Raw genomic sequence first — 19,445 nt, forward strand, 5'->3', positions numbered from 1 at the left:
GCCAGTCCGGACCCCCGGCACAACCTGGACGCGCTGAGTGCGGCGTTCAGCCCGGCCCGACAGCCGTCAGTGGTTGACGACGAGGTACAGCACGTAGGCCACCGCGGCGGACGGCAGGATGCTGTCGATGCGGTCGAGCAGGCCGCCGTGTCCGGGCAGGAACGACGAGATGTCCTTGATGCCGAGGTCGCGCTTGATCATCGACTCGGTCAGGTCGCCGAGCGTGGCCGAACCGGAGATGAGCACACCGAGCAGGACACCGGTCCACCAGGGCAGCCCGAGCATGAACACGGCCACCAGGATGCCGACGACGATGCTCGCCGCCACGGACCCGGCGAAGCCCTCCCACGTCTTCTTGGGGCTGATGCGGGGTGCCATCGGGTGCTTGCCGAGGTTCAGCCCGGTGGCGTACGCACCGGTGTCGACCGCGACGACCACGAGGATGAACCCGATCACCCAGAGGTTGCCGTCCGGCTGGGCGGAGAGCAGCACCACGCAGGCGCCGAGCAGCGAGATGTAGGCCTGCACGAACAACCCGTTCGTGAGGTCTCGGGCGACGTTGCCGGCCGGGGGCTTCTGCCGCGCGACGGCGACCTCGAGCAGTCGCCAGACGCTGATCAGGACGATGCCGCCGAGCAGGGTGAACAGCGCCGCCACCTGGCCGAGCAGGAACGCCGCCGGCACGATCGCGATCGCGACGGCGACGCTCGGGATCCGCGGGACGTCGCGGCCGGCGAACCGCATCGCGCTCGTGAGTTCGTAGACGCCGACGCCCAGCAGGAACGCCGCGACGACCATGAAGGACGGCGGCCAGAGGAGCAGCGTGCCGAGCATCACGACCGCGAACGCGAGCGCGATGCCGATCGCCGCCGGCAGGTTGCGCCCGGTCCGCGCGGTCAGCGCTTCGTTGCGCGCGCCGAAGTCGGCCTTGCGCTGGCGGAGCTGCGCCTCGAAGTCGGTGCGCGCCGCTCGTGCGCGCGCATCGAAGTCCTGACGGAGCCCCTTCTTCACGGGCCCGCTCGACGCGGGCCCGTGCTCTGCTGTGGGGCGGTCATCGCCCTGGTCGGAGCGACGCATCAGACCTCGAGGAGTTCGGCTTCCTTCTTCTTCAGCGACTCGTCGATCTGGTCGACGTGCTTCTTCGTCAGGGCCTCGAGGTCCTTGTCGCCGCGCGAGATCTCGTCGTCGGAGATCTCACCCTTGAGTGCGTCGAGGTCGTCCTTGGCCTTGCGGCGGATGTTCCGGACGACGACCTTGTGGTCCTCACCCTTCGTCCGCACGAGCTTGACGAACTCCTTGCGGCGGTCCTTGGTGAGCTCCGGGATCGTCACGCGGACGATGTCGCCGTCGTTCGTCGGGCTGGCGCCGAGGTTCGGGAAGGTCGCGATCGCGCGCTCGATCTCCTTGAGCGCCGTCTTGTCGTACGGCGTCACGATGAGCGTGCGGGCCTCGGGCGTCTGCAGCGACGCGAGCTGCGCGAGCGGCGTCGGCGTGCCGTAGTACTCGACCGGGATCTTCTGGAAGAGCGCCGCGTTGATGCGGCCGGTGCGGACGGTCGAGAAGTCGTCCTTGGCGACCTCGACAGCCTTCGCCATCTTCTCGGTGGCTTCGGTCAGGACATCACTGATCACGGTGTTACTCCTTCGGTACTGGCGTCGAGTCTAGTCAGCGCCGGGGGTCAGTTGCTGACGACGGTGCCGATGCGCTCGCCACGGATCGCGGCCTGGACGTTGCCGTCGCCCTCCATGCCGAAGACGTGCATCGGCATGCCGTTGTCCATGCAGAGCGAGAACGCGGTGGCGTCGACGACCTTGAGGCCCTTGAGCAGCGCGTCCTGGTAGGTCACGTGGTGCAGCTTCTCGGCGGTGGCGTCCTTCTTCGGGTCGGCGGTGTACACGCCGTCGACGCCGTTCTTGGCGACGAGGACCTCGTCCGCCTTGATCTCGAGGGCACGCTGCGCCGCCACCGTGTCGGTGGAGAAGTACGGCAGTCCGGCACCGGCGCCGAAGATGACGACCCGGCCCTTCTCGAGGTGCCGCTCGGCGCGCCGCGGGATGTACGGCTCGGCGACCTGGGTCATCGCGATGGCGGACTGCACGCGGGTCGCAGCGCCCGCCTGCTCGAGGAAGTCCTGCAGCGCGAGTGCGTTCATCACCGTGCCGAGCATGCCCATGTAGTCGGCGCGCCCGCGGTCCATGCCGCGCTGCGAGAGCTCGGCTCCGCGGAAGAAGTTGCCCCCACCGACGACGATCGCGATCTCGACCTCGCGCGCGGCGACGGCGATCTCCTTGGCGATGGTGCCGATCACGTCGGGGTTCACCCCGAGGGAGCCGGCGCCGAACGCCTCTCCCGACAGCTTCAGCAGAACGCGGCGTCGTCCGGTCTTCTCGTCGGTCATCTGGTCCGCACCCTTCGTCGTGGTCTCGTGGAAATGTACTCGCGGATGTGTCGCGCGCGTGTCGTGCCGGCGCGCGCGAAAAACGGGGCCAGGAACCTGGTTGGTTCCTGACCCCGTCACGGGTTCGTTACGCGCCGACCTTGACGCGGGCGAAGCCCTGGATCGTGATGCCGGCGTTCTCGGCGGCCTTCGCGACGGAGATCTTGTTGTCCTTCGCGTAGTCCTGGTCGAGGAGCGACACCTGCTTGATGTAGGCGTTCACCCGGCCCTCGACGATCTTCGGGAGCGCAGCCTCGGGCTTGCCCTCTTCGCGCGTGATCGCCTCGACGGTCGCACGCTCCTTCTCGATGGCCTCGGCCGGGACCTCGTCGCGGGTCAGGTACGTCGGGTTCGCGAACGCGACGTGCTGTGCGATCGAACGTGCCTCGGCGGCGTTGTCACCCTCGTACGCGATGACGACGGCGATCTGCGGCGGCAGGTCCTGGCTGGTCTTGTGCAGGTAGATCTCGAAGGCCGAGCCCTCGACACGGCGGACCGTGCGGACCTCGAGCTTCTCGCCCAGCGCGGCAGCCGACTCGTTGACGACCTCGAGGACGGTCTTGCCGTCCAGCGGTGCGGCGTTGGCAGCAGCGACGTCGGCGGCACCGGCAGCGGCGACCGCGCCCAGCACCTTGTCGGCGAGGGTCGTGAACTTCTCGTTCTTCGCGACGAAGTCGGTCTCGCTCGCGAGCTCGACGACCGTGGCGGCGCCGTTCTCGGAGGTCGCGACGACGACACCCTCGGAGGTGGCACGGTCGTCGCGCTTGGCGACGGCCTTGGCACCCTTTATGCGGAGCAGCTCGACGGCCTTGTCGTAGTCGCCGTCGGCCTCGACGAGCGCGTTCTTCGCGTCCATCATGCCGGCGCCGAGGTCCTCGCGGAGCTTCTTCACGTCAGCAGCGGTGAAGTTTGCCATTGACTGGAGTCCTTTCTGGACTGTACGTGTGTGGAGAGTGGAGTGCAGTCGGGGCGCCGGACCCGGTGGGGTCCGGCGCCCCGGCGACTCACTCGGCGGGGGTGGTCTCCGCGGCTGCCTCGGCCTCGGCCGTCGGCTCCGCGTTCTTCGCCTCGTCGGCGATCGGCTCGCCGATCTCCTTCGCGGCGACCTGCGCGTCAGCGTCGTTCTCCTCGACCGGGGCGGCGGGCGCCTCGGTCGTGGCGGCGGTCTCGCCACCGAGGAGCTCCTGCTCCCACTCGGCGAGGGGCTCGCTGGCCTCGTCCTCGTCGCCACCGTTGTGGCGGGTCTTCAGGCCCTCGGCCGCGGCGTCGGCGACGATGCGGGTCAGCAGACCGACGGAGCGGATCGCGTCGTCGTTGCCCGGGATCGGGTACGTGATCTCGTCGGGGTCGCAGTTGGTGTCGAGGATGCCGATGATCGGGATACCGAGCTTCTGCGCCTCGTCGACTGCGAGGTGCTCCTTCTTGGTGTCGACGATCCAGAGCGCGCTCGGGGTCCGCGTGAGGTTGCGGATACCACCGAGGGTCTTGTGGAGCTTGTCCAGCTCGCGCTTCTTGATGAGGAGCTCCTTCTTGGTGAAGCCCTTCGTCGTGTCGTCGAAGTCGATCTCCTCGAGCTCCTTCATGCGCGCGAGGCGCTTGGAGACCGTCTGGAAGTTCGTGAGCAGACCGCCGAGCCAACGCTGGTTGACGTACGGCTGGCCGACGCGGGTCGCCTGCTCGGCGATGGAGCCCTGGGCCTGCTTCTTGGTGCCCACGAAGAGGATCGTGCCACCGTGCGCGACCGTCTCCTTGACGAAGTCGTACGCGCGGTCGATGAAGGCCAGCGACTGCTGCAGGTCGATGATGTGGATGCCCGAGCGCTCGGCGAGGATGAAGCGCTTCACCTTCGGGTTCCACCGACGGGTCTGGTGTCCGAAGTGGACGCCGCTGTCGAGCAGCTGGCGGATGGTGACGACGGCCATGTGCCGTCCTCCTTCTGTGTTCTCGGCGCGCAGCCGTGCTCTCGCACGTCGCTGCGGACCTGTTGCGGTTGTGTCGATCACGACCGTCGGTCGTGGTCCCTGGTGTCCTGGCACGCGACCGCCCGCTCGTGAGAGCGGGACCGGTGGTCGGGTACCGAGCCCGTGAGGGCTTGGTGGACACGCGAAGTCAGCGCGCATCAGCACGCTGCTGGATAGATGCTAACAGAAGGGAGGCCCGGATCACGCGCGCCTCGCGGCTGACGTGATCCGGGCCTCCTGTCCGGCGATCCGTGCGGAACGGACGCGGTGCGCGACCGGCCGATCAGGCCTTGGCGTCCACCGTGTCGCCGTCGGCGGAGATGCCCATCTCCTCGAGCGAGCGGCCCTTGGTCTCCGGGATCTTGGCGATGACGAAGAACAGCGACAGCAGCGCGAACAGCGCGTAGATGCCGTAGGTGACCGTCAGGTTGAAGCCCGAGAGCACCGGGAACGAGATCGTCACGATGAAGTTCGCGATCCAGTTGGCGGCCGAGCCGATGCCGAGCGCCGTGGCGCGGATGCGGTTCGGGAACATCTCGCCGAGCAGGACCCACATGAGCGGACCCCACGTGGCGCCGAAGGACACCACGAAGAGGTTCGCGAAGATCAGCGCGATGACGCCCCACGAGCCGGGGAGGCTCGGGCTGCCGTCGACGATCGTCGCCTGCGAGAACGCGATGGCGACCATGGTGAGCGAGACGAACATGCCCGCGGAACCGGTGACGAGCAGCGGCTTGCGGCCGACCTTGTCGACCAGGAAGATCGCCACGAAGGTGACGGCGACGTTGACCACCGAGGTGATCGTGGAGATGAGGAACGAGTCCTCCTCCTTGAAGCCGACGGCCTGCCAGAGCGTCGTCGAGTAGTAGAAGATCACGTTGATGCCGACGAACTGCTGCAGCACGGCCAGGATGATGCCCACCCAGACGATCGGCTGGAGCCCGAAGCGGTTGCCCCGGATGGAGCCCTTCTTCTCGTTGGCTTCCTTCTCGATGCCGTCCTGGATCTCCTCCAGGCTCGTGTTCACGGTGTCGCGCGGGACGATCTTGCCCATCACGACGCGCGCGTCGTCAGCACGACCCTTGGTGAGCAGGTAGCGCGGGGACTCCGGCAGCGTGATCGCCAGGACGCCGTAGACGACCGAGGGGATCACCCCAACCAGGAACATCCAGCGCCAGGCGGCCAGGCCCCAGACCTCGGCCGAGGCACTGCCCGCGGTGACGGCGAACAGCTGGTCGGACAGGAGCGCGGCGAAGATACCGAGCGTGATCGCCAGCTGCTGGAACGAGGCCAGCCGGCCGCGGATCGCCTTCGGGGAGACCTCGGAGATGTACGCCGGTGCGATGACCGAGGCGGTACCGATGCCGAGACCGCCGACGAGACGCCAGATCACGAGGTCCCACGTCGCGAACGCGAACGCCGAACCGATCGACGAGACGAAGAACAGCACCGCGGCCCAGAACATGATCCGGGTGCGGCCGTAGCGGTCGGCGAGGCGGCCGGCGAAGTAGGCGCCGAACGCACAACCGATCAGGGCCGAGGCGACGGCGAAACCGCTGGCCGCGTCGGAGAGGTTGAACTCGCCCTTGATCGCGTCGACGGCGCCGTTGATGACGGACGAGTCGAAGCCGAACAGGAAGCCACCGACCGCCGCCGCGATGGCGAACAGGGTGACCTTCCCCTTGAACGCACGGTCTTCGCCGTGCCCGGTGGTCGTGGTGGACACGATGCTCCTGGGTTCTGCCGCCGTGCCGGTGTGCAGCACGGTGCCCCGGCGGTCGGCTGGTTCGCCGTCCGAGCGGCGTTGCGTGTTCCGGAGCGGCCCCGACTGTACTCCTCGCTCGGGATCTGGTCATAACCGGGGGCGTGATCGGGACGGCGCGGGGTCGGGCGGGCTCGCTTGGGTGCCGACGCGGAACGACACTGTCGCCGTCGTACGACGTCGGTTCTGTCGTTTCCGTCCTCGGCACATTCCTCCCCAGGCCTGGAGGCGCGGCTTCCCCTCCACGGATCGCCCCCGTCCGCCCCCGGGGCCGGGTTCCACTGCCCAGGCTGGGGACATGCGATCGAGCGCGCGTCCCGTCCTGCTGTCCGTGGTGTGCGCGGCGGTGCTGGGCGGGACCGTGGTGTTCGGTGGCGCGCCGTCGACGGGCGCCGGGGCGTCGGTGGGCGCCGGGGCGTCGGTGGGCACTGCGACCGATTCGGGCCGGGTCGAGGCTCGCTGGGTCTGGCCCACCGGGTCGCGGGTGGTCGAGCGCGCCTGGGAAGCACCGTCCTCGGACTACGCCGCCGGCCACCGGGGCCTCGACGTCCCGGCAGCCCTCGGCAGCACTGCCTCGGCGGTGGACGACGGCACCGTGGCGTTCGCCGGCCCGGTCGGCGGCCGCACCGTCGTGACGATCGACCACGGCGACGGACTGGTCAGCACCCTCGACTCGGTGACACCCCTGGTCGCCGCCGGGGACGAGGTCGTGCAGGGCACGCCGGTCGGCCGTGTCTCGATCGGGCACTGTCCGGCGTCGGCGCCGTGCCTGCACCTCGGTGCTCGTGTCGACGGTCGCTACGTCGACCCGATGGCGTACCTGCCACCCGCCGAGTGGCCGGTGCTCCTGCCCGAGTCGGCCTGGCCCGGGTGAGCGGAGCCGACCGGAAGCCGATCGGAAACTGACCGGAACCGACCGGTACGCCCGTCGGCACGCCGTCAGGCGCGCGGGTGCGCCGTCCGGTAGACCTCGCGCAGCCGCGCCGACGACACGTGCGTGTAGATCTGCGTCGTGCCGAGGCTGGCGTGACCGAGGAGTTCCTGCACCGCGCGCAGGTCCGCTCCCCCGTCGAGCAGGTGCGTCGCCGCGGTGTGGCGGAAGGTGTGTGGCCCGCTCGGGCCCTCGCCCGGCAGGTCACCGAGCAACCGCGCCACCACGCGGTAGGCACTGCGGACGCCGAGTCGGGCGCCACGGTCGCCGAGGAACAGCGCCGTGCCTGCCGGTCCCTCGGCCCGTGCGGCGAGGGCGGGCCGTCCGCGCTCGAGCCACGCCTCGAGTGCGTCCCGCGCCGGCACCCCGAACGGCACGACGCGTTCCTTGCCGCCCTTGCCGAGCACCCGCACGGTCAAGCGGCCGCGATCGACGTCGGTCACGTCGATCCCGACGAGTTCGCTGACCCGGATCGCCGCCGCGTACAGGAGCTCGACCAGGGCCAGGTCCCGCAGCGCCGTCGGGTCGTCCGTCGCCGCTCGGGCACCGAGCCCGTCGAGCAGGACGCGCACCTGGTCGGCCGACACGACGCGGGGAAGGTGCGCCCCGCCCTTCGGTGCACGGAGCCGGACCCCGGCGTCGGTCGTCGTCACCCCGGTCTCGCTCGCCCACCGCGTGAACGCCCGCACGGACGAGGACCGCCGAGCGATCGTCGACCGAGCGAGCCCCCGGTGGTCGGCGTCCCACAGCCAGTCACGCAGGAGCTCGAGCTCGACGTCGGCGACGCGGTCGACCCCTCGGGCGTCCGCGAACGCCACGAGCTGCTCGAGGTCGTTGGCGTACGCGCGGAGGGTCTGCTCGCTGAGCCCACGCGCGTGCCGGGCGTGCCCGAGGAAGGCGTCCACCGCCACCACCAGTCGACCGTCCGTCCGCGCAACCACGACGTCAGCGTACGGCTGTCGACCGTCACGCCCGGCCCCACCCGCCGCCGCTCGCGACGACGAGTCCCTGCAGCTGCGCCAGGGCGAGCGCGTCGGCGACGTCGGCCGTCGACATGCCCGCCCGACGGGCGATCTCGGCCTCGGGCAGAGCGCGACGACCGAGCGCATCGAGCACCCGGAGCACCTCGGGATCCTGCCGGCCGGACAGGAGCGGTTCGTCCGGCACCGCTCCACCGCTCGTCCCGGTCGCCGGTCTCGTCGCCGCGACCGGATCGCCGGGGTGCACGACGATCTGCGCCCGCCCCTGTGCGATGAGCCGGTGGCACCCGACCGATGCCGAGGACGCGAACGCTCCCGGCACCGCGAACACGGGCCGGCCGAGCTGTGCGGCGTGGTGGGCGGTGTTGAGCGCCCCGGAGCGGGCGCCCGCTTCGACCACGACCGTGACGTCGGCCAACGCGGCGATCAGCCGGTTCCGGGCGAGGAAACGCCACCGCGTCGGTCGCGTCCCCGGTGCCGACTCGGCGAGCAACGCCCCCTGCCGCGCCACGTTGTGGAGCAGCTGCGCGTTGCCCACCGGGTAGAGCTGGTCGATGCCACCCGCCAGGACGGCGACCGTGGGCGTCTCGGCGGCGACGGCGACACGGTGCGCCACCGCGTCGATCCCGTAGGCGCCCCCGCTCACGATGAGGAATCCCGCGTCCGCCGCCGTCGAGGTGATCTCCGCCGCGGCCTCGGCACCGGCCACCGTGTTCGCCCGGGACCCCACGACCCCCAACGCCGGCATCCCCTCGCCGAGGCGTGCACCCGTGCGGCGTGTCCAGAGGACCACCGGGGCGTGCGGCCCGAGGTCGTCCATCGCGGTCGGCCACCCGTCGCTCTCGGGGACCAGCAGTCCGGCTCCGACCGCACCGGCCGCCGCGAGCACGTCGCCCACCTCGACAGCGGCCAATCGGGGCCGCCAGCGTTCCACCGCGGTCTGCAGCACGCCGAGCAGCACCGCTGGGTCCTCCGCACCCGGCACCTCGGCGTCGACGCAACATCCCAGCAGCGAATCGAAGTCTCCGTGCGCGGCGAGCAGCACCGCACCGAGCGCACGCTCGGGTCCGAGGCCGGTGAGGAGCTCTCCGGCGACGGAGTCACCCGGTTCGACGATGGCCGACCACGCGACCCGCGCCGCGGCCTGCACCGGATCCACCGCGGCACCGCTGGGCCCGAGCAGGCGAGCCACGATGTCGAGGAGCTCCGTGCCCGCCGGCATCACAGCGCGCTCCGCAGGGCCAGGGCACCCCGGACGTGCGCAGCTGTTGGCCGCTCCACCGCGTCGAGGTCGGCGAGTGTCCACGCCAGGCGCATCACACGGTCCCACCCGCGCATCGTCAGGGTCCCGAGGTCGAGTGCGCGGTCGAGGTCCGCCGTCGACCCGGGTTCGATGCGTCCCTCGGCTCGGAGCCACGTCCCGGTGACCTCGGCATTGCGCGTCCATCCTGTGCCGCGCAGTCGCTCCGCCATCCGGGCTCGTGCTGCCGCGACCGCCGCACGCGCGACCGCCGTCGTCGGGGTGCTGCCGTCCGCGTCCCGCATCCGACCCGTCGTCACCCGGGGCACCAGCACCCGGATGTCCATCCGGTCGAGCAGCGGCCCGGACATACGGCCGAGGTAGCGGCGGACAGTGCTCGGCGAGCACTCGCACGGCTGCCCGTGCGCACCACCGGCGTTGCCGCACGGACAGGGGTTCGCCGCCAGGACGACCTGGCAGCGTGCGGGGAACTCGGCCGCTCCCGCCGCACGGTGGATCGTGATCCGCCCGGACTCGAGCGGTTGCCGGAGCGCGTCGAGCACGGCCCGCGGGAACTCCGGCGCCTCGTCGAGGAACAGGATGCCCCCGGTGGCGCGCGACACGGCTCCGGGGCGCAGGACCCCGGATCCGCCGCCGATGAGCGAGACCGCCGACGCGGAGTGGTGCGGGGCTTCCCACGGTGGCTTCGTGCTCCACGACGCGGGGCCCAGCCCGGCGACGGACCGGACCGCGGCGACCTCGAGCGCGGTCTCGTCGTCGAGGTCGGGCAGCAGCCCGGGCAGCCGTTCGGCGAGCATCGTCTTGCCGGCGCCCGGTGGACCGAGCAGCAGGGCATGGTGTCCACCGGCGGCCGCCGCGATGAGCGCTCGGACGCCGACCGGGTTCCCCACGACGTCCGACAGCTCGGCCACGGGACGCGGCACGGCCGTGACCGGGACCGGCAGCACCGGGTCGACCTCGACCGTCGGCAGGAGCGCCCCGGCGTCGATCGCCGCCGCCCGCAACGAGTCCACGCCCCGGATCCGGACCCCGCCGACCACACGGGCCTCGGTCAGGTTGCCGACGGGCAGCACGACGCGGTCCACACCGGCGTCGCGCGCGGCGATCAGCATCGGGATCACGCCGGGGACCGGACGCACCCTGCCGTCGAGGCCGAGCTCGCCGATGTAGACGATGCGCTCCGAGACGTCCGGCGCGAGACCGGCACCGGCGAGCACGGCCATCGCGATGGCGAGGTCGAACCCCGAACCGCGTTTCGGGATCGCCGCCGGGGTCAGGTTCACGGTGATGCGGCGGGCGGGCAGCGGACACCCCGCGTTGGCCGCCGCGGATCGCACACGTTCCCGTGCCTCGCCCAACGAGGTGTCGGGCAGACCGATGATGCTGAACGCCGGGAGCTGGCTGGTCAGGTGCGCTTCGACCTCGATGCGTCGACCGGTGACCCCGAGGAGCGCGACCGCGGCAGCGCGTCCGATGCCGGTCACAGCACACCCGCCAGGTGCTCGACGACGGTGCGGGGGCCGTCGACGTGGACCGCGACGACGTCCACCCGGACCGCGCGCGCCGAGACCTCGGGATGCGCGTCGAACCACTCGGGCACGAGTCGTCGCATCCGGGTGAGCTTCGCCGCCGTGATCGCCTCGAACGGGTGACCGGTGGCGGCACCGGAACGGGTCTTCACCTCGATGAAGGCGAGCGTGCAGGAATCCCACGCGACGATGTCGATCTCACCACGCGCACATCGCCAGTTCCGCTCGAGCACGCGGAATCCCCGGGCTTCGAGCCAGGCCACCGCTCGCTCTTCACCGAATCGTCCGAGTCGGCCGTTCCGGAGCGACCGCCCCGGTGCTCGTTGCACGTCTTGTTCCATGTCGTTGCCTCCACGACAACGATCTCCGGAACGAACACACCGATCGGCGAACTCGGAGAGTCTGTGGAATCAGTGCGGACGAATTGCCCCTGTGGAGGAAAGAAGAAGGACCCGGGCGATCGAGATCACCCGGGTCCTGCTGCGACGAGCGTCAGTGCGCTGCTGCGTAGGCTTCCTGCACCTGCGTCGAGATGCGCCCGCGGGAGGAGACCTCGTACCCGTTCTCCTTGGCCCACTCGCGGATCTTGCCGAGTTCTTCGGAGTTGCCGCGCTTCGGGGCGGACTTCGGCGCGGAACCGCCGCCGGTGCGACGACCGGAGACCTTGCGCGCTGCGGCGATGTAGTCGGAGATCGCCTCGCGGAACTTGTCGACGTTGTCGTTCGACAGGTCGATCTCGTACGACGAGCCGTCGAACGCGAATTCGACCGTCCGGCCTTCACCGGTGGTGATGGGGGAATCGTCGAGGTCGTCGACGAGCTGGACGGTGACCTTCTGTGCCATGGGGTGCTCCTGTTCGTGGGGCGGTTATTTCCCCATCAGAATAGCGCGCACATTTCCCTGACGGTCTGGATCAGCGGCGATTCACCGAGAAAGAAGCAGGAGAAAGGAAATTGACGATCACTCGTCGAGTGCGAGTTCCTTCGGCAGTTCGAGTTCCCGCGTCGTGAGTTCCTCGACATTCACGTCCTTGAACGTGAGTACCCGGACACCCTTGACGAACCGGTCGGAACGGTAGACATCCCAGACCCAGACATCGTTCATCGTCAGTTCGAAGTAGAAGTCGTGCTCCGTGTCACGGCGCACGAGTTCGACCTCGTTCGCCAGGTAGAAACGGCGCTCCGTCTCGACCACGTAACGGAACTGCGACACCACGTCGCGGTACTCGCGGTACAGGGCCAGCTCGACCTCGCGGTCGTAGTCGTCGAATTCGTCCTCATCCATTGCGCCCACAGTCTACGGCGACGGAGGCCCGTGCGGACGACGGGCTCAACCGGCGAGGGCGTCGAGTTCGTCGAACCCGTCCAGCGCCACGCTCGAGGCCTGGTGCAGCCACGACTTCCGGTGCAGCGCGTGCGCCCCGATCGCCCGGATCGCGTCGTAGTGCGCCGTCGACCCGTAGCCCTTGTTCGACACCCACCCGTAGTGCGGAGCCTCGTCGTGCGCGGAGATCATGAGCGCGTCACGGGCGACCTTGGCCACCACGGACGCCGCGGCCACCGAGGCGCAGTCGCGGTCGGCCTTGACCCGGACGACGACCTCGAGCGGATCAGCGGCCGGACGGAGCGACGCGGGCAGCGCACGGCTCAACCAGTCGAACGAGCCGTCGAGCACGACCACCGCGCCGTCGAGGGACACCCCGTCGGCGACCAGGGAGCCGAGCGCCTGGGCACCGGCTGCACCGAGGGCGGGCACGATGCCCTGCTGGTCGACGAACTCCGCCGACGCCATGCCGACCGCCGTGCGCGCCCAGCGCTGCACGACGGGCACGAGGTCGGTCCGGCGCGCCTCCGACAGCAGCTTCGAGTCCGCGAGCCCCTGGGGCACACGACCGATGTCGAGCGTCACCGCGGCCACACCGACGCCGACCGGACCGGCGATGGCGCCACGGCCGACCTCGTCCATGCCGATGACCGTCACGCGGCCCTCGGCGAGCAGACGTTTCTCGACCCGGAGCGACGGACGGACGGCGGTCACTCGTCGCGCTCCTCCACGCCGGCGAACACCTCGGGGTGGTCGTCGAGCCACGTCCAGCGGCTCGCCGGCCACGAGATGACGAACGCGCGGCCCGTGACGTCGGACATCGGGACGAAGCCCTTCGACGGGGTGTCGCCGTTGTACCGGGAGTCCTTCGAGTCGTTCCGGTTGTCGCCCATCACCCAGATGGTGCCCTTCGGCACGGTGACCGAGAAGTCGGTCGCCGAAGCCGGGGCGCCGGCGGGGAGCTTCAGGTACGGCTCCTTGATCGGCACACCGTTCACCGACATCTGCCCGAGGTCGTTGCAGCAGGACACCTTGTCACCGGGCAGACCGATGACGCGCTTGATCAGGTGGTCGTCGCTGTCACCGGTGCCGAGACCGACCTGGGTCAGCGCCCAGTCGATGGCCTTCGCGGGCTGGGTGTCCGGCGTGACGCTCGGCACCTCGGACCCGGTGAGCCAACCGCCCGGGTCCTTGAAGACGACGACGTCTCCCCGCTTCAGCGCCACGGCGCCGGGGACGAGCTCGTTCACGATGACGCGGTCGTTGATCTGGAGCGTGTTCTCCATCGACGCCGACGGGATGTAGAACGACCGGATCAGGAACGTCTTCACCAGGAACGACACGAGCAGTGCCGCGATGAAGATGATGACGAGGTCGCGGAGGAATGTGAGGACACCGTTCCGTTGCTTCTCGGCACGTGGCCTGCGCCCGGAATCCTCTGTCGTGTCCGTCATTTCCGCTCTCGTTCGAACCACTGACTCCCCGCAAATGGGAAGAGCCCCCCGTCGATGCACAACCGTACATGGACGAGGGGCTCGCAGCGGCGTCCGGCTCGCGGACGTTCACTGTGAAGGCGATCAGGCGTCGCGCTTCTCCTTGATCTTGCGGCGGGCCGCCTTGCCGCGGAGCTCGCGCAGGTAGTAGAGCTTCGCACGACGGACGTCACCCTTGGTGACGATCTCGATGTGGTCGATGATCGGCGAGTGCACCGGGAACCAGCGCTCGACGCCGACCTGGAAGCTCACCTTGCGGACCTTGAAGGTCTCGCCGATGCCGTGGCCCTGACGGCCGATGACGACTCCCTGGAAGACCTGGATACGCGAGCGCGTGCCTTCGATGATGTTGACGTGCACCTTGATGGTGTCGCCGGGACGGAAGTCCGGGACGTCGGTACGCAGCGATGCTGCGTCGACGTTGTCGAGGAGCTGGCTCATGGTGGGTTTCACTCTCTGCGGACGCGCACGGGTCGCCGCGGATCGAAGGTTCGGAAAGTGGTGGTGCGTGCCCGGTGTCGGCGACTCCCCCGTGGCAGAGTCCAGCCAGGGCACAGCGTTCAATACTGCCACAGAGAGCGCGGGAGACAAAACGACGAGGATGGACCCATGATCGAACTCCGCACCCCCGCCGAGCTGGACGGACTCCGCGTCGCCGGTCGGTTCGTGGCCGACGTCCTCGACGAGCTGCTCGAGACCGTCGACGTCGGCGTCAACCTGCTCGACCTCGACCGCGTCGCGGCCAGGATGATCGCCGAACGCGGCGCGGAGAGCTGCTACGTCGACTACCACCCGTCGTTCGGCATGTCGCCGTTCGGCAAGAACCTCTGCACCTCGGTGAACGACGCCGCCCTGCACGGCCTGCCGCACGACCACGTGCTGCAGGACGGCGACCTCGTGAGCCTCGACTTCGCCGCGAGCGTGGACGGCTGGGTCGCGGACTCCGCCGTCAGCGTCCAGGTCGGCACACCGCGCGACGAGGACCAGGCCCTCATCGCCACGGTCGAACGAGCACTGGCCGCCGGCATCGCCCAGGCGGCTCCCGGCAACAAGCTCGGCGACGTCTCGCACGCCATTGGTCACGTCGCACACCAGGCCGGCCACGAGGTGAACCTGCAGTTCGGCGGGCACGGCGTCGGTCGCACGATGCACGGGGACCCGCACGTGCCGAACGACGGCCGTCCGGGTCGCGGCCTGAAGCTCCGGCCGGGTCTGGTCGTCGCGATCGAGCCGTGGCTCACGCAGACCACCGACGAGCTCTACCAGGACGACGACGGCTGGACGCTGCGCAGCGTCGACGGCTCGCGTGCCGCGCACGTCGAGCACACGGTCGCGGTCACCGAGGCCGGCCCCGAGGTCCTGACCCTGCGTCGCGCCCAGCGCGCCGACCCGACCGTCTGACGGGCTGGAGGCACGGTGCGGGCCCGCCCCGTGCCTCCAGGCAGACACGGCGGGGCCGGGTTTCGTGCTCAGCGACAGTTCACGCGGAACGAACCGCGAGGAGTGTCGCTCAGCCCGAAACTCGTCCAGCCGGCAGACGCGCCAGCAGGTCAGGCAGGCGGCAGCAGGTCCGGACGGACGCGCCGCGTCCGCTCCAGCTGCTGCTCGTGCCGCCAGGCACCGACGCGGGCGTGGTGCCCGCTGAGCAGGACGTCGGGGACGTCGAGGCCACGCCACGATGCGGGCTTGGTGTACGAGGGGTACTCGAGCAGGCCGTCCTCGTGGGACTCCTCGACCAGCGACTCGGGGTTGCCGACGACGCCGGGGACGAGTCGTCCGACGGCCTCGATCATCGCCATCGCGGCGACCTCGCCGCCGTTCAGCACGTAGTCGCCGAGCGAGAGCTCGACGACGGTGGCGCGTGACGACGCCCACTCGAAGACGCGAGCATCGATGCCCTCGTACCGCCCGCAGGCGAACACGAGGTGCTCCGACGTCGACGCGAGCGACCGCGCGATCGACTGCGTGAAGGGCGTGCCGGCCGGCGTCGGGACCACCAGGGTCGACGAGCCGTCGGGGCGGAAGAGCGCCTCGAGCGCCTGCGCCCACGGCTCCGGCTTCATCACCATGCCGGCGCCACCGCCGTACGGGGTGTCGTCGACGGTGCGGTGTCGGTCGGTGGTCCACGATCGCAGGTCGTGCACGTGCAGGTCGAGCAGACCGCCGGAGCGGGCCTTGCCCAGCAGGGACACGTCGAGCACGGAGAAGAACTCCGGGAAGATCGTGACGATGTCGATCCGCACGGGGTCTAGTCCGTGACCGTCTCGGGGCGCGAGGTGTCCTCGGGGTCCTCGAACAGGCCCTGCGGGGGCGTGACCGTGACGGTGCCGGCCGCGATGTCGACCGCGGGCACGATGGCCGAGACGAACGGCACGAGGACCTCGCCGCGGGACGGCGTGTCGATCGCGAGCAGGTCCTGTGCGGGCATGTGGTCCACGCGGGCGACGGTGCCGACCTCGACGCCGTCACGCAGGACCTTGAGCCCGACGAGCTGGTGGTCGTACCAGGCGTCGTCCTCACCGGTCTCTGCGTCGGCGTCCTGCTCGACCCAGAGGATGATGCGCGCCAGGGACTCGGCCGCGGTGCGGTCGTCGATCCCGGCGAAGAACGCGACGGGGTGACCGTTGTACCAGCGGAGTTCGTCCAGCTCGAGGGTCTTGCCCGACCACGGTGAGTCGTCCGGGACCTGGAGCGTGAAGGTGGCGCCCGGGGTGAACCGACGATCCGGGTCGTCGGTGTAGAGCTCGAGCTTGATGCCGCCCTTGAGCCCGTGCGCCTTCGTGATTCGACCCACCCGGAGCTGGGTCGTCTCCCTAGGAATCGGTGTCCACCACGTCGACCCGCACGCGCTTGCCGTCGGCCAGGGCCGTGACGAGCGTGCGGAGCGCCTTGGCGGTGCGCCCGGCGCGACCGATCACGCGGCCGAGGTCCTCGGGGTGCACGCGCACCTCGAGGACCTCGCCGCGTGGGGAGGTGGAGCTGGCGACGCGCACGTCGTCAGGGTGATCGACGATCCCCTTGACGAGGTGCGTCAGCGCGGATTCGAGCAAGGACTACGCCTCGGTCGTCTCGTCGGCGGTCTCGGCGTCGTCGGCCTTGGCGGCGGGAGCCGTCTTCTCCGACTTCGGCTTGAGCACGGCCTTCTTCGAGGAGTCGACCTGGAAGGCCGGCTTCGGCTCGGCGACCTTGACCTTGGACTCGGTGTCCTTCTCGCCCTTGAACTTGGCCCAGTCGCCGGTCAGCTTGAGGAGGGCCGCGACCTGCTCGGTCGGCTGCGCGCCGACGCCGAGCCAGTAAAGCGCACGCTCGGACTCGATCTTGATGACCGAGGGCTCCTCGGTCGGGTGGTACTGACCGATCTCCTCGAGGACACGACCATCGCGCTTGGTGCGCGAGTCGGCGACGACGATGCGGTAGTAGGGCGCACGGATCTTACCGAGACGCTTCAGACGGATCTTGACAGCCACAATTGCTCCTGTTTGCTTTCGTTGTGGTTGAACTGGAACCGCGGGCGTGGGGGCACACACGGCGAAAGCTCGAGAGAGATCGCTCACAGCTGGATAGAGGGTCGAGCTGCGGCGATTCGACCGTTCATTCTTGCAGATTCCCGGCCGTGATGCGAGCCGACTCGCTACGGCGCGAGGCGGCGCACCGCTTCGAGGGCCTCGGACGTCGCCCGGACCGCGTCCACGCTCCGTGCGTCCCGCGCGCCGCCGACGACGGCGTACGGCACGCCGGCGGCCTGGAGGCCCGTCACGAGTCCGTCAGGCGCGTCACCCTCGGCGTCGGTCGCGCGCTCCTGCCCGGCGCAGACCACGACGGTGTCCGCCGGCACGCCGACCTCGCCCCCGTGCTCGTCGCGGATCCAGAGCACCCCGGGTTCGATGCGCAGGTACTCCTGCACGCCGCCGACCATCCGCACCCCGGCGTCCCGCAGCCGACCGATCGCGACCCAGCGTGAGGTGATCCCGATCCCCTGGCCGAACTTGCCCGAACGCCGGAGCACCGTCACCTGCGACCCCGGTCGGGTGGTGCGCCGTGCCGCGGGGAGCCGCTGCGGCACGTCGCCGACGAGCTCCTCGGACACGTCGAGGTCCCAGCGGGCCGCGAACTCGCCGGCCCGGACGACCTCGTCGGGCGACTCGGTCAGGAACGCCGCGGTGTCCACGCCGATGCCACCGCCGCCGATGATCGCGACGGTGCCCTCGGGGACCCCCTGGTGGAGTGCCTGCTCGTAGGACAGCACGTGCGGCAGGTCGCTGCCGGGGACGTCGATGCTCCGCGGGACCACCCCGGCCGCGAGCACGACGGCGTCGCTGTCGACGAGGTCCGCAGCCGTCGCCGGGCGTCCGAGGTGGATCGTGGTGCCCCGCTCCGCCAGCTCGGCGCGGGCGGACCGCACCGTGGCGGCGTAGTCCTCCTTGCCCGGGACGAGTGCGGCGAGACCGAACTGGCCGCCGAGGCGGTCGGACGCCTCCCAGACGGTGACGTCGTGGCCCCGGCGGGCGGCGTCCACCGCGGCGGCGAGCCCGGCCGGTCCGCCACCGACGACGTCGACGCGCTTCGGGTCGGTGGTCGGGCGGGCGGGGAACGCGACCTCGCGGGCGGCGCGGGGGTTCACCAGGCAGGACACCGGTGCGCCGATGATCGAACGGTCGAGGCACGCCTGGTTGCAGCCGATGCAGGTGTTCACCAGGGCGAACCCGCCCGCGAGCGAACGCGACACGATGGCGGGGTCGGCGAGGAACGGCCGGGCGAGCGCGACGGCGTCGATCAGGCCGTCACTGAGCACGGCTTCACCGTCGCGCAGGTCCGTCATCCGGTTCGAGGCGATCACGCGGACGTCCGGGTACGGGGACGCGCGCACCACCGCGGCGATCCGTGTCGCGTACGCCAGCCAGGCCCCGTGCGGCACCGAGGCCTGCACGGTCGGGGTGCGGGACTCGTGCCAGCCGATGCCGACCGAGATGCCGTCGAGCCCGAGCGGCAGCAGGTCGTGCACGAGCGCGTCGACCTCGTCCTCGGTCGACGAGCCGGGCATCAGGTCGGCGCCGGACAGCCGGATCGTCACGGCGAGCTCGGGCACCGCGGCGCGCACGGCCCGGACGACCTCGATCGCGAAGCGCCGACGCCGTGCCGCATCGCCGCCCCACTCGTCGTCGCGCAGGTTCGTCAGCGGCGACTGGAACTGGTTGATCAGGTACCCCTCGGACGCCATGATCTCGACGCCGTCGAACCCGATCGCGCGGGCGGTGCGGGCCGCGGCGGCGAAGTCCTCGATGGTCCGCTCGACCTCGGTCGACGTCAGCTCGGTCGGCACCACCCCGCGGGCGGCCGCCCACGGCAGGGCCGAGGGCGCCACGACGCGCTGCGGGTCACCGTGCCGGTCGACCATGCCCGACGCGAGCGCGTACCGCCCGGCGTGGAACAGCTGCGCGAGGATCGTCCCGCCCTCGTCGTGCACGGCGTCGACCGCCACCCGGAACCGCTCGTCGGCTCCCCCGACGCCGAACACCGCGAAGTCCGGACCGCCGCGGGCCTCGTCGTTCACCGCGATGCCGCCGGTGATGATGCACGCCGCCCCGCCGGCCGCCCGTTCGCGGTAGAAGGCGGCCATGCCGGCTCCGCCGTCGTCGTGCACCTCGAGCCCGGTGTGCATCGACCCCATCACCACCCGGTTCGCCAGGTGCAGGGGGCCGAGGGTCCATGGTGACGCGACGGTCCGGAGGGACTCCGGCACGACGGGGGCGGAAGCGACGCTGCTCATG

The 19,445-nt window shown here is 70.5% G+C and carries 22 protein-coding genes; 2 read left to right on the forward strand and 20 right to left on the reverse strand.

Features of this window, described 5'->3' with window-relative positions:
* Positions 1-66: 66 nt before the first annotated feature.
* The 6 genes from DEJ02_RS13240 to DEJ02_RS13265 all read right to left on the reverse strand — a co-directional run bounded on the left by DEJ02_RS13240 (position 67) and on the right by DEJ02_RS13265 (position 6,124).
* The gene (locus DEJ02_RS13240) at positions 67-1,011 is read right to left on the reverse strand and encodes a phosphatidate cytidylyltransferase (RefSeq protein ID WP_111033433.1); all 945 of its coding nucleotides are present in this window, start codon (positions 1,009-1,011) and stop codon (positions 67-69) included.
* 65 nt (positions 1,012-1,076) lie between these two features.
* Positions 1,077-1,631 (reverse strand): ribosome recycling factor, encoded by a 555-nt coding sequence (frr, locus tag DEJ02_RS13245; protein ID WP_027465871.1) that lies wholly within the window; start codon positions 1,629-1,631, stop codon positions 1,077-1,079.
* A gap of 47 nt (positions 1,632-1,678) precedes the next feature.
* Complete coding sequence (pyrH, locus tag DEJ02_RS13250; protein WP_071406376.1) at positions 1,679-2,398, reverse strand: UMP kinase; 720 nt, start codon at positions 2,396-2,398, stop codon at positions 1,679-1,681.
* Between the two features lie 127 nt (positions 2,399-2,525).
* Positions 2,526-3,353, reverse strand: coding sequence for a translation elongation factor Ts (gene tsf, locus DEJ02_RS13255; RefSeq protein WP_027465873.1), 828 nt, complete (start codon positions 3,351-3,353; stop codon positions 2,526-2,528).
* An 88-nt stretch (positions 3,354-3,441) separates the two neighbouring features.
* Positions 3,442-4,359 carry a 30S ribosomal protein S2 gene (gene rpsB / locus DEJ02_RS13260; protein WP_027465874.1) on the reverse strand — a complete coding sequence of 306 codons (918 nt, stop codon included), beginning with the start codon at positions 4,357-4,359 and terminating at the stop codon, positions 3,442-3,444.
* 322 nt (positions 4,360-4,681) lie between these two features.
* Positions 4,682-6,124, reverse strand: coding sequence for a sugar porter family MFS transporter (locus DEJ02_RS13265; protein ID WP_258378735.1), 1,443 nt, complete (start codon positions 6,122-6,124; stop codon positions 4,682-4,684).
* A gap of 334 nt (positions 6,125-6,458) precedes the next feature.
* Between DEJ02_RS13265 and DEJ02_RS18505 the strand changes: the two genes are divergently transcribed.
* Positions 6,459-7,034, forward strand: coding sequence for a murein hydrolase activator EnvC (locus DEJ02_RS18505; RefSeq protein WP_181440360.1), 576 nt, complete (start codon positions 6,459-6,461; stop codon positions 7,032-7,034).
* 65 nt (positions 7,035-7,099) lie between these two features.
* Here DEJ02_RS18505 and DEJ02_RS13275 read toward each other — a convergent pair whose 3' ends face one another.
* The 9 genes from DEJ02_RS13275 to rplS all read right to left on the reverse strand — a co-directional run bounded on the left by DEJ02_RS13275 (position 7,100) and on the right by rplS (position 14,118).
* Positions 7,100-8,032: a tyrosine recombinase XerC gene (locus tag DEJ02_RS13275; protein ID WP_111033393.1), complete on the reverse strand. Its 933-nt coding sequence runs from the start codon at positions 8,030-8,032 to the stop codon at positions 7,100-7,102.
* 25 nt (positions 8,033-8,057) lie between these two features.
* The gene (gene dprA / locus DEJ02_RS13280; protein WP_111033394.1) at positions 8,058-9,293 is read right to left on the reverse strand and encodes a DNA-processing protein DprA; all 1,236 of its coding nucleotides are present in this window, start codon (positions 9,291-9,293) and stop codon (positions 8,058-8,060) included.
* The gene (locus DEJ02_RS13285; RefSeq protein ID WP_111033395.1) at positions 9,293-10,816 is read right to left on the reverse strand and encodes a YifB family Mg chelatase-like AAA ATPase; all 1,524 of its coding nucleotides are present in this window, start codon (positions 10,814-10,816) and stop codon (positions 9,293-9,295) included. The genes dprA and DEJ02_RS13285 overlap by 1 nt, the downstream gene beginning before the upstream one ends.
* Positions 10,813-11,190, reverse strand: coding sequence for a YraN family protein (locus DEJ02_RS13290; protein WP_244993148.1), 378 nt, complete (start codon positions 11,188-11,190; stop codon positions 10,813-10,815). The genes DEJ02_RS13285 and DEJ02_RS13290 overlap by 4 nt, the downstream gene beginning before the upstream one ends.
* Before the next feature lie 163 nt (positions 11,191-11,353).
* Positions 11,354-11,704 carry an Lsr2 family protein gene (locus DEJ02_RS13295; RefSeq protein ID WP_017888250.1) on the reverse strand — a complete coding sequence of 117 codons (351 nt, stop codon included), beginning with the start codon at positions 11,702-11,704 and terminating at the stop codon, positions 11,354-11,356.
* Positions 11,705-11,821: 117 nt separating this feature from the next.
* Positions 11,822-12,145 carry a DUF2469 family protein gene (locus DEJ02_RS13300; protein ID WP_017888251.1) on the reverse strand — a complete coding sequence of 108 codons (324 nt, stop codon included), beginning with the start codon at positions 12,143-12,145 and terminating at the stop codon, positions 11,822-11,824.
* 45 nt (positions 12,146-12,190) lie between these two features.
* Positions 12,191-12,898, reverse strand: a complete 708-nt coding sequence (locus tag DEJ02_RS13305) for a ribonuclease HII (protein WP_111033396.1) — start codon at positions 12,896-12,898, stop codon at positions 12,191-12,193.
* Positions 12,895-13,638: a signal peptidase I gene (gene lepB, locus DEJ02_RS13310; RefSeq protein ID WP_027465880.1), complete on the reverse strand. Its 744-nt coding sequence runs from the start codon at positions 13,636-13,638 to the stop codon at positions 12,895-12,897. The genes DEJ02_RS13305 and lepB overlap by 4 nt, the downstream gene beginning before the upstream one ends.
* 123 nt (positions 13,639-13,761) lie before the next feature.
* Positions 13,762-14,118: a 50S ribosomal protein L19 gene (gene rplS / locus DEJ02_RS13315; RefSeq protein ID WP_017888254.1), complete on the reverse strand. Its 357-nt coding sequence runs from the start codon at positions 14,116-14,118 to the stop codon at positions 13,762-13,764.
* Positions 14,119-14,286: 168 nt separating this feature from the next.
* Here rplS and map point away from each other — a divergent pair, with 168 nt between their 5' ends.
* Entirely contained in the window at positions 14,287-15,078 is a 792-nt protein-coding gene (gene map / locus DEJ02_RS13320; protein ID WP_111033397.1) for a type I methionyl aminopeptidase, read from the forward strand.
* 149 nt (positions 15,079-15,227) lie between these two features.
* Here map and trmD read toward each other — a convergent pair whose 3' ends face one another.
* From trmD to DEJ02_RS13345, 5 genes are all read right to left on the reverse strand, one after another.
* The gene (gene trmD, locus DEJ02_RS13325; protein WP_027465882.1) at positions 15,228-15,920 is read right to left on the reverse strand and encodes a tRNA (guanosine(37)-N1)-methyltransferase TrmD; all 693 of its coding nucleotides are present in this window, start codon (positions 15,918-15,920) and stop codon (positions 15,228-15,230) included.
* A gap of 5 nt (positions 15,921-15,925) precedes the next feature.
* Positions 15,926-16,471: a ribosome maturation factor RimM gene (rimM, locus tag DEJ02_RS13330; RefSeq protein ID WP_171907871.1), complete on the reverse strand. Its 546-nt coding sequence runs from the start codon at positions 16,469-16,471 to the stop codon at positions 15,926-15,928.
* Between the two features lie 19 nt (positions 16,472-16,490).
* A complete protein-coding gene (locus tag DEJ02_RS13335; protein ID WP_017888258.1) occupies positions 16,491-16,727 on the reverse strand; it encodes an RNA-binding protein in 237 nt (78 codons plus the stop codon).
* A gap of 3 nt (positions 16,728-16,730) precedes the next feature.
* Complete coding sequence (gene rpsP, locus DEJ02_RS13340) at positions 16,731-17,144, reverse strand: 30S ribosomal protein S16 (RefSeq protein ID WP_027465884.1); 414 nt, start codon at positions 17,142-17,144, stop codon at positions 16,731-16,733.
* A 164-nt stretch (positions 17,145-17,308) separates the two neighbouring features.
* A complete protein-coding gene (locus tag DEJ02_RS13345) occupies positions 17,309-19,444 on the reverse strand; it encodes an FAD-dependent oxidoreductase (RefSeq protein ID WP_111033398.1) in 2,136 nt (711 codons plus the stop codon).
* Position 19,445: the final 1 nt, after the last annotated feature.

The organism is Curtobacterium sp. MCLR17_042 (assembly GCF_003234695.1).
GTDB lineage: Bacteria > Actinomycetota > Actinomycetes > Actinomycetales > Microbacteriaceae > Curtobacterium > Curtobacterium flaccumfaciens.

Coding starts and splice junctions, on each gene's coding strand:
- pyrH (WP_071406376.1), bottom strand. CDS start 2,398: ATGACCGACGAGAAGACCGGACGACGCCGCGTTCTGCTGAAGCTGTCG.
- tsf (WP_027465873.1), bottom strand. CDS start 3,353: ATGGCAAACTTCACCGCTGCTGACGTGAAGAAGCTCCGCGAGGACCTC.
- rpsB (WP_027465874.1), bottom strand. CDS start 4,359: ATGGCCGTCGTCACCATCCGCCAGCTGCTCGACAGCGGCGTCCACTTC.
- DEJ02_RS18505 (WP_181440360.1), top strand. CDS start 6,459: ATGCGATCGAGCGCGCGTCCCGTCCTGCTGTCCGTGGTGTGCGCGGCG.
- dprA (WP_111033394.1), bottom strand. CDS start 9,293: ATGCCGGCGGGCACGGAGCTCCTCGACATCGTGGCTCGCCTGCTCGGG.
- DEJ02_RS13295 (WP_017888250.1), bottom strand. CDS start 11,704: ATGGCACAGAAGGTCACCGTCCAGCTCGTCGACGACCTCGACGATTCC.
- DEJ02_RS13300 (WP_017888251.1), bottom strand. CDS start 12,145: ATGGATGAGGACGAATTCGACGACTACGACCGCGAGGTCGAGCTGGCC.
- lepB (WP_027465880.1), bottom strand. CDS start 13,638: ATGACGGACACGACAGAGGATTCCGGGCGCAGGCCACGTGCCGAGAAG.
- rplS (WP_017888254.1), bottom strand. CDS start 14,118: ATGAGCCAGCTCCTCGACAACGTCGACGCAGCATCGCTGCGTACCGAC.
- map (WP_111033397.1), top strand. CDS start 14,287: ATGATCGAACTCCGCACCCCCGCCGAGCTGGACGGACTCCGCGTCGCC.
- DEJ02_RS13345 (WP_111033398.1), bottom strand. CDS start 19,444: ATGAGCAGCGTCGCTTCCGCCCCCGTCGTGCCGGAGTCCCTCCGGACC.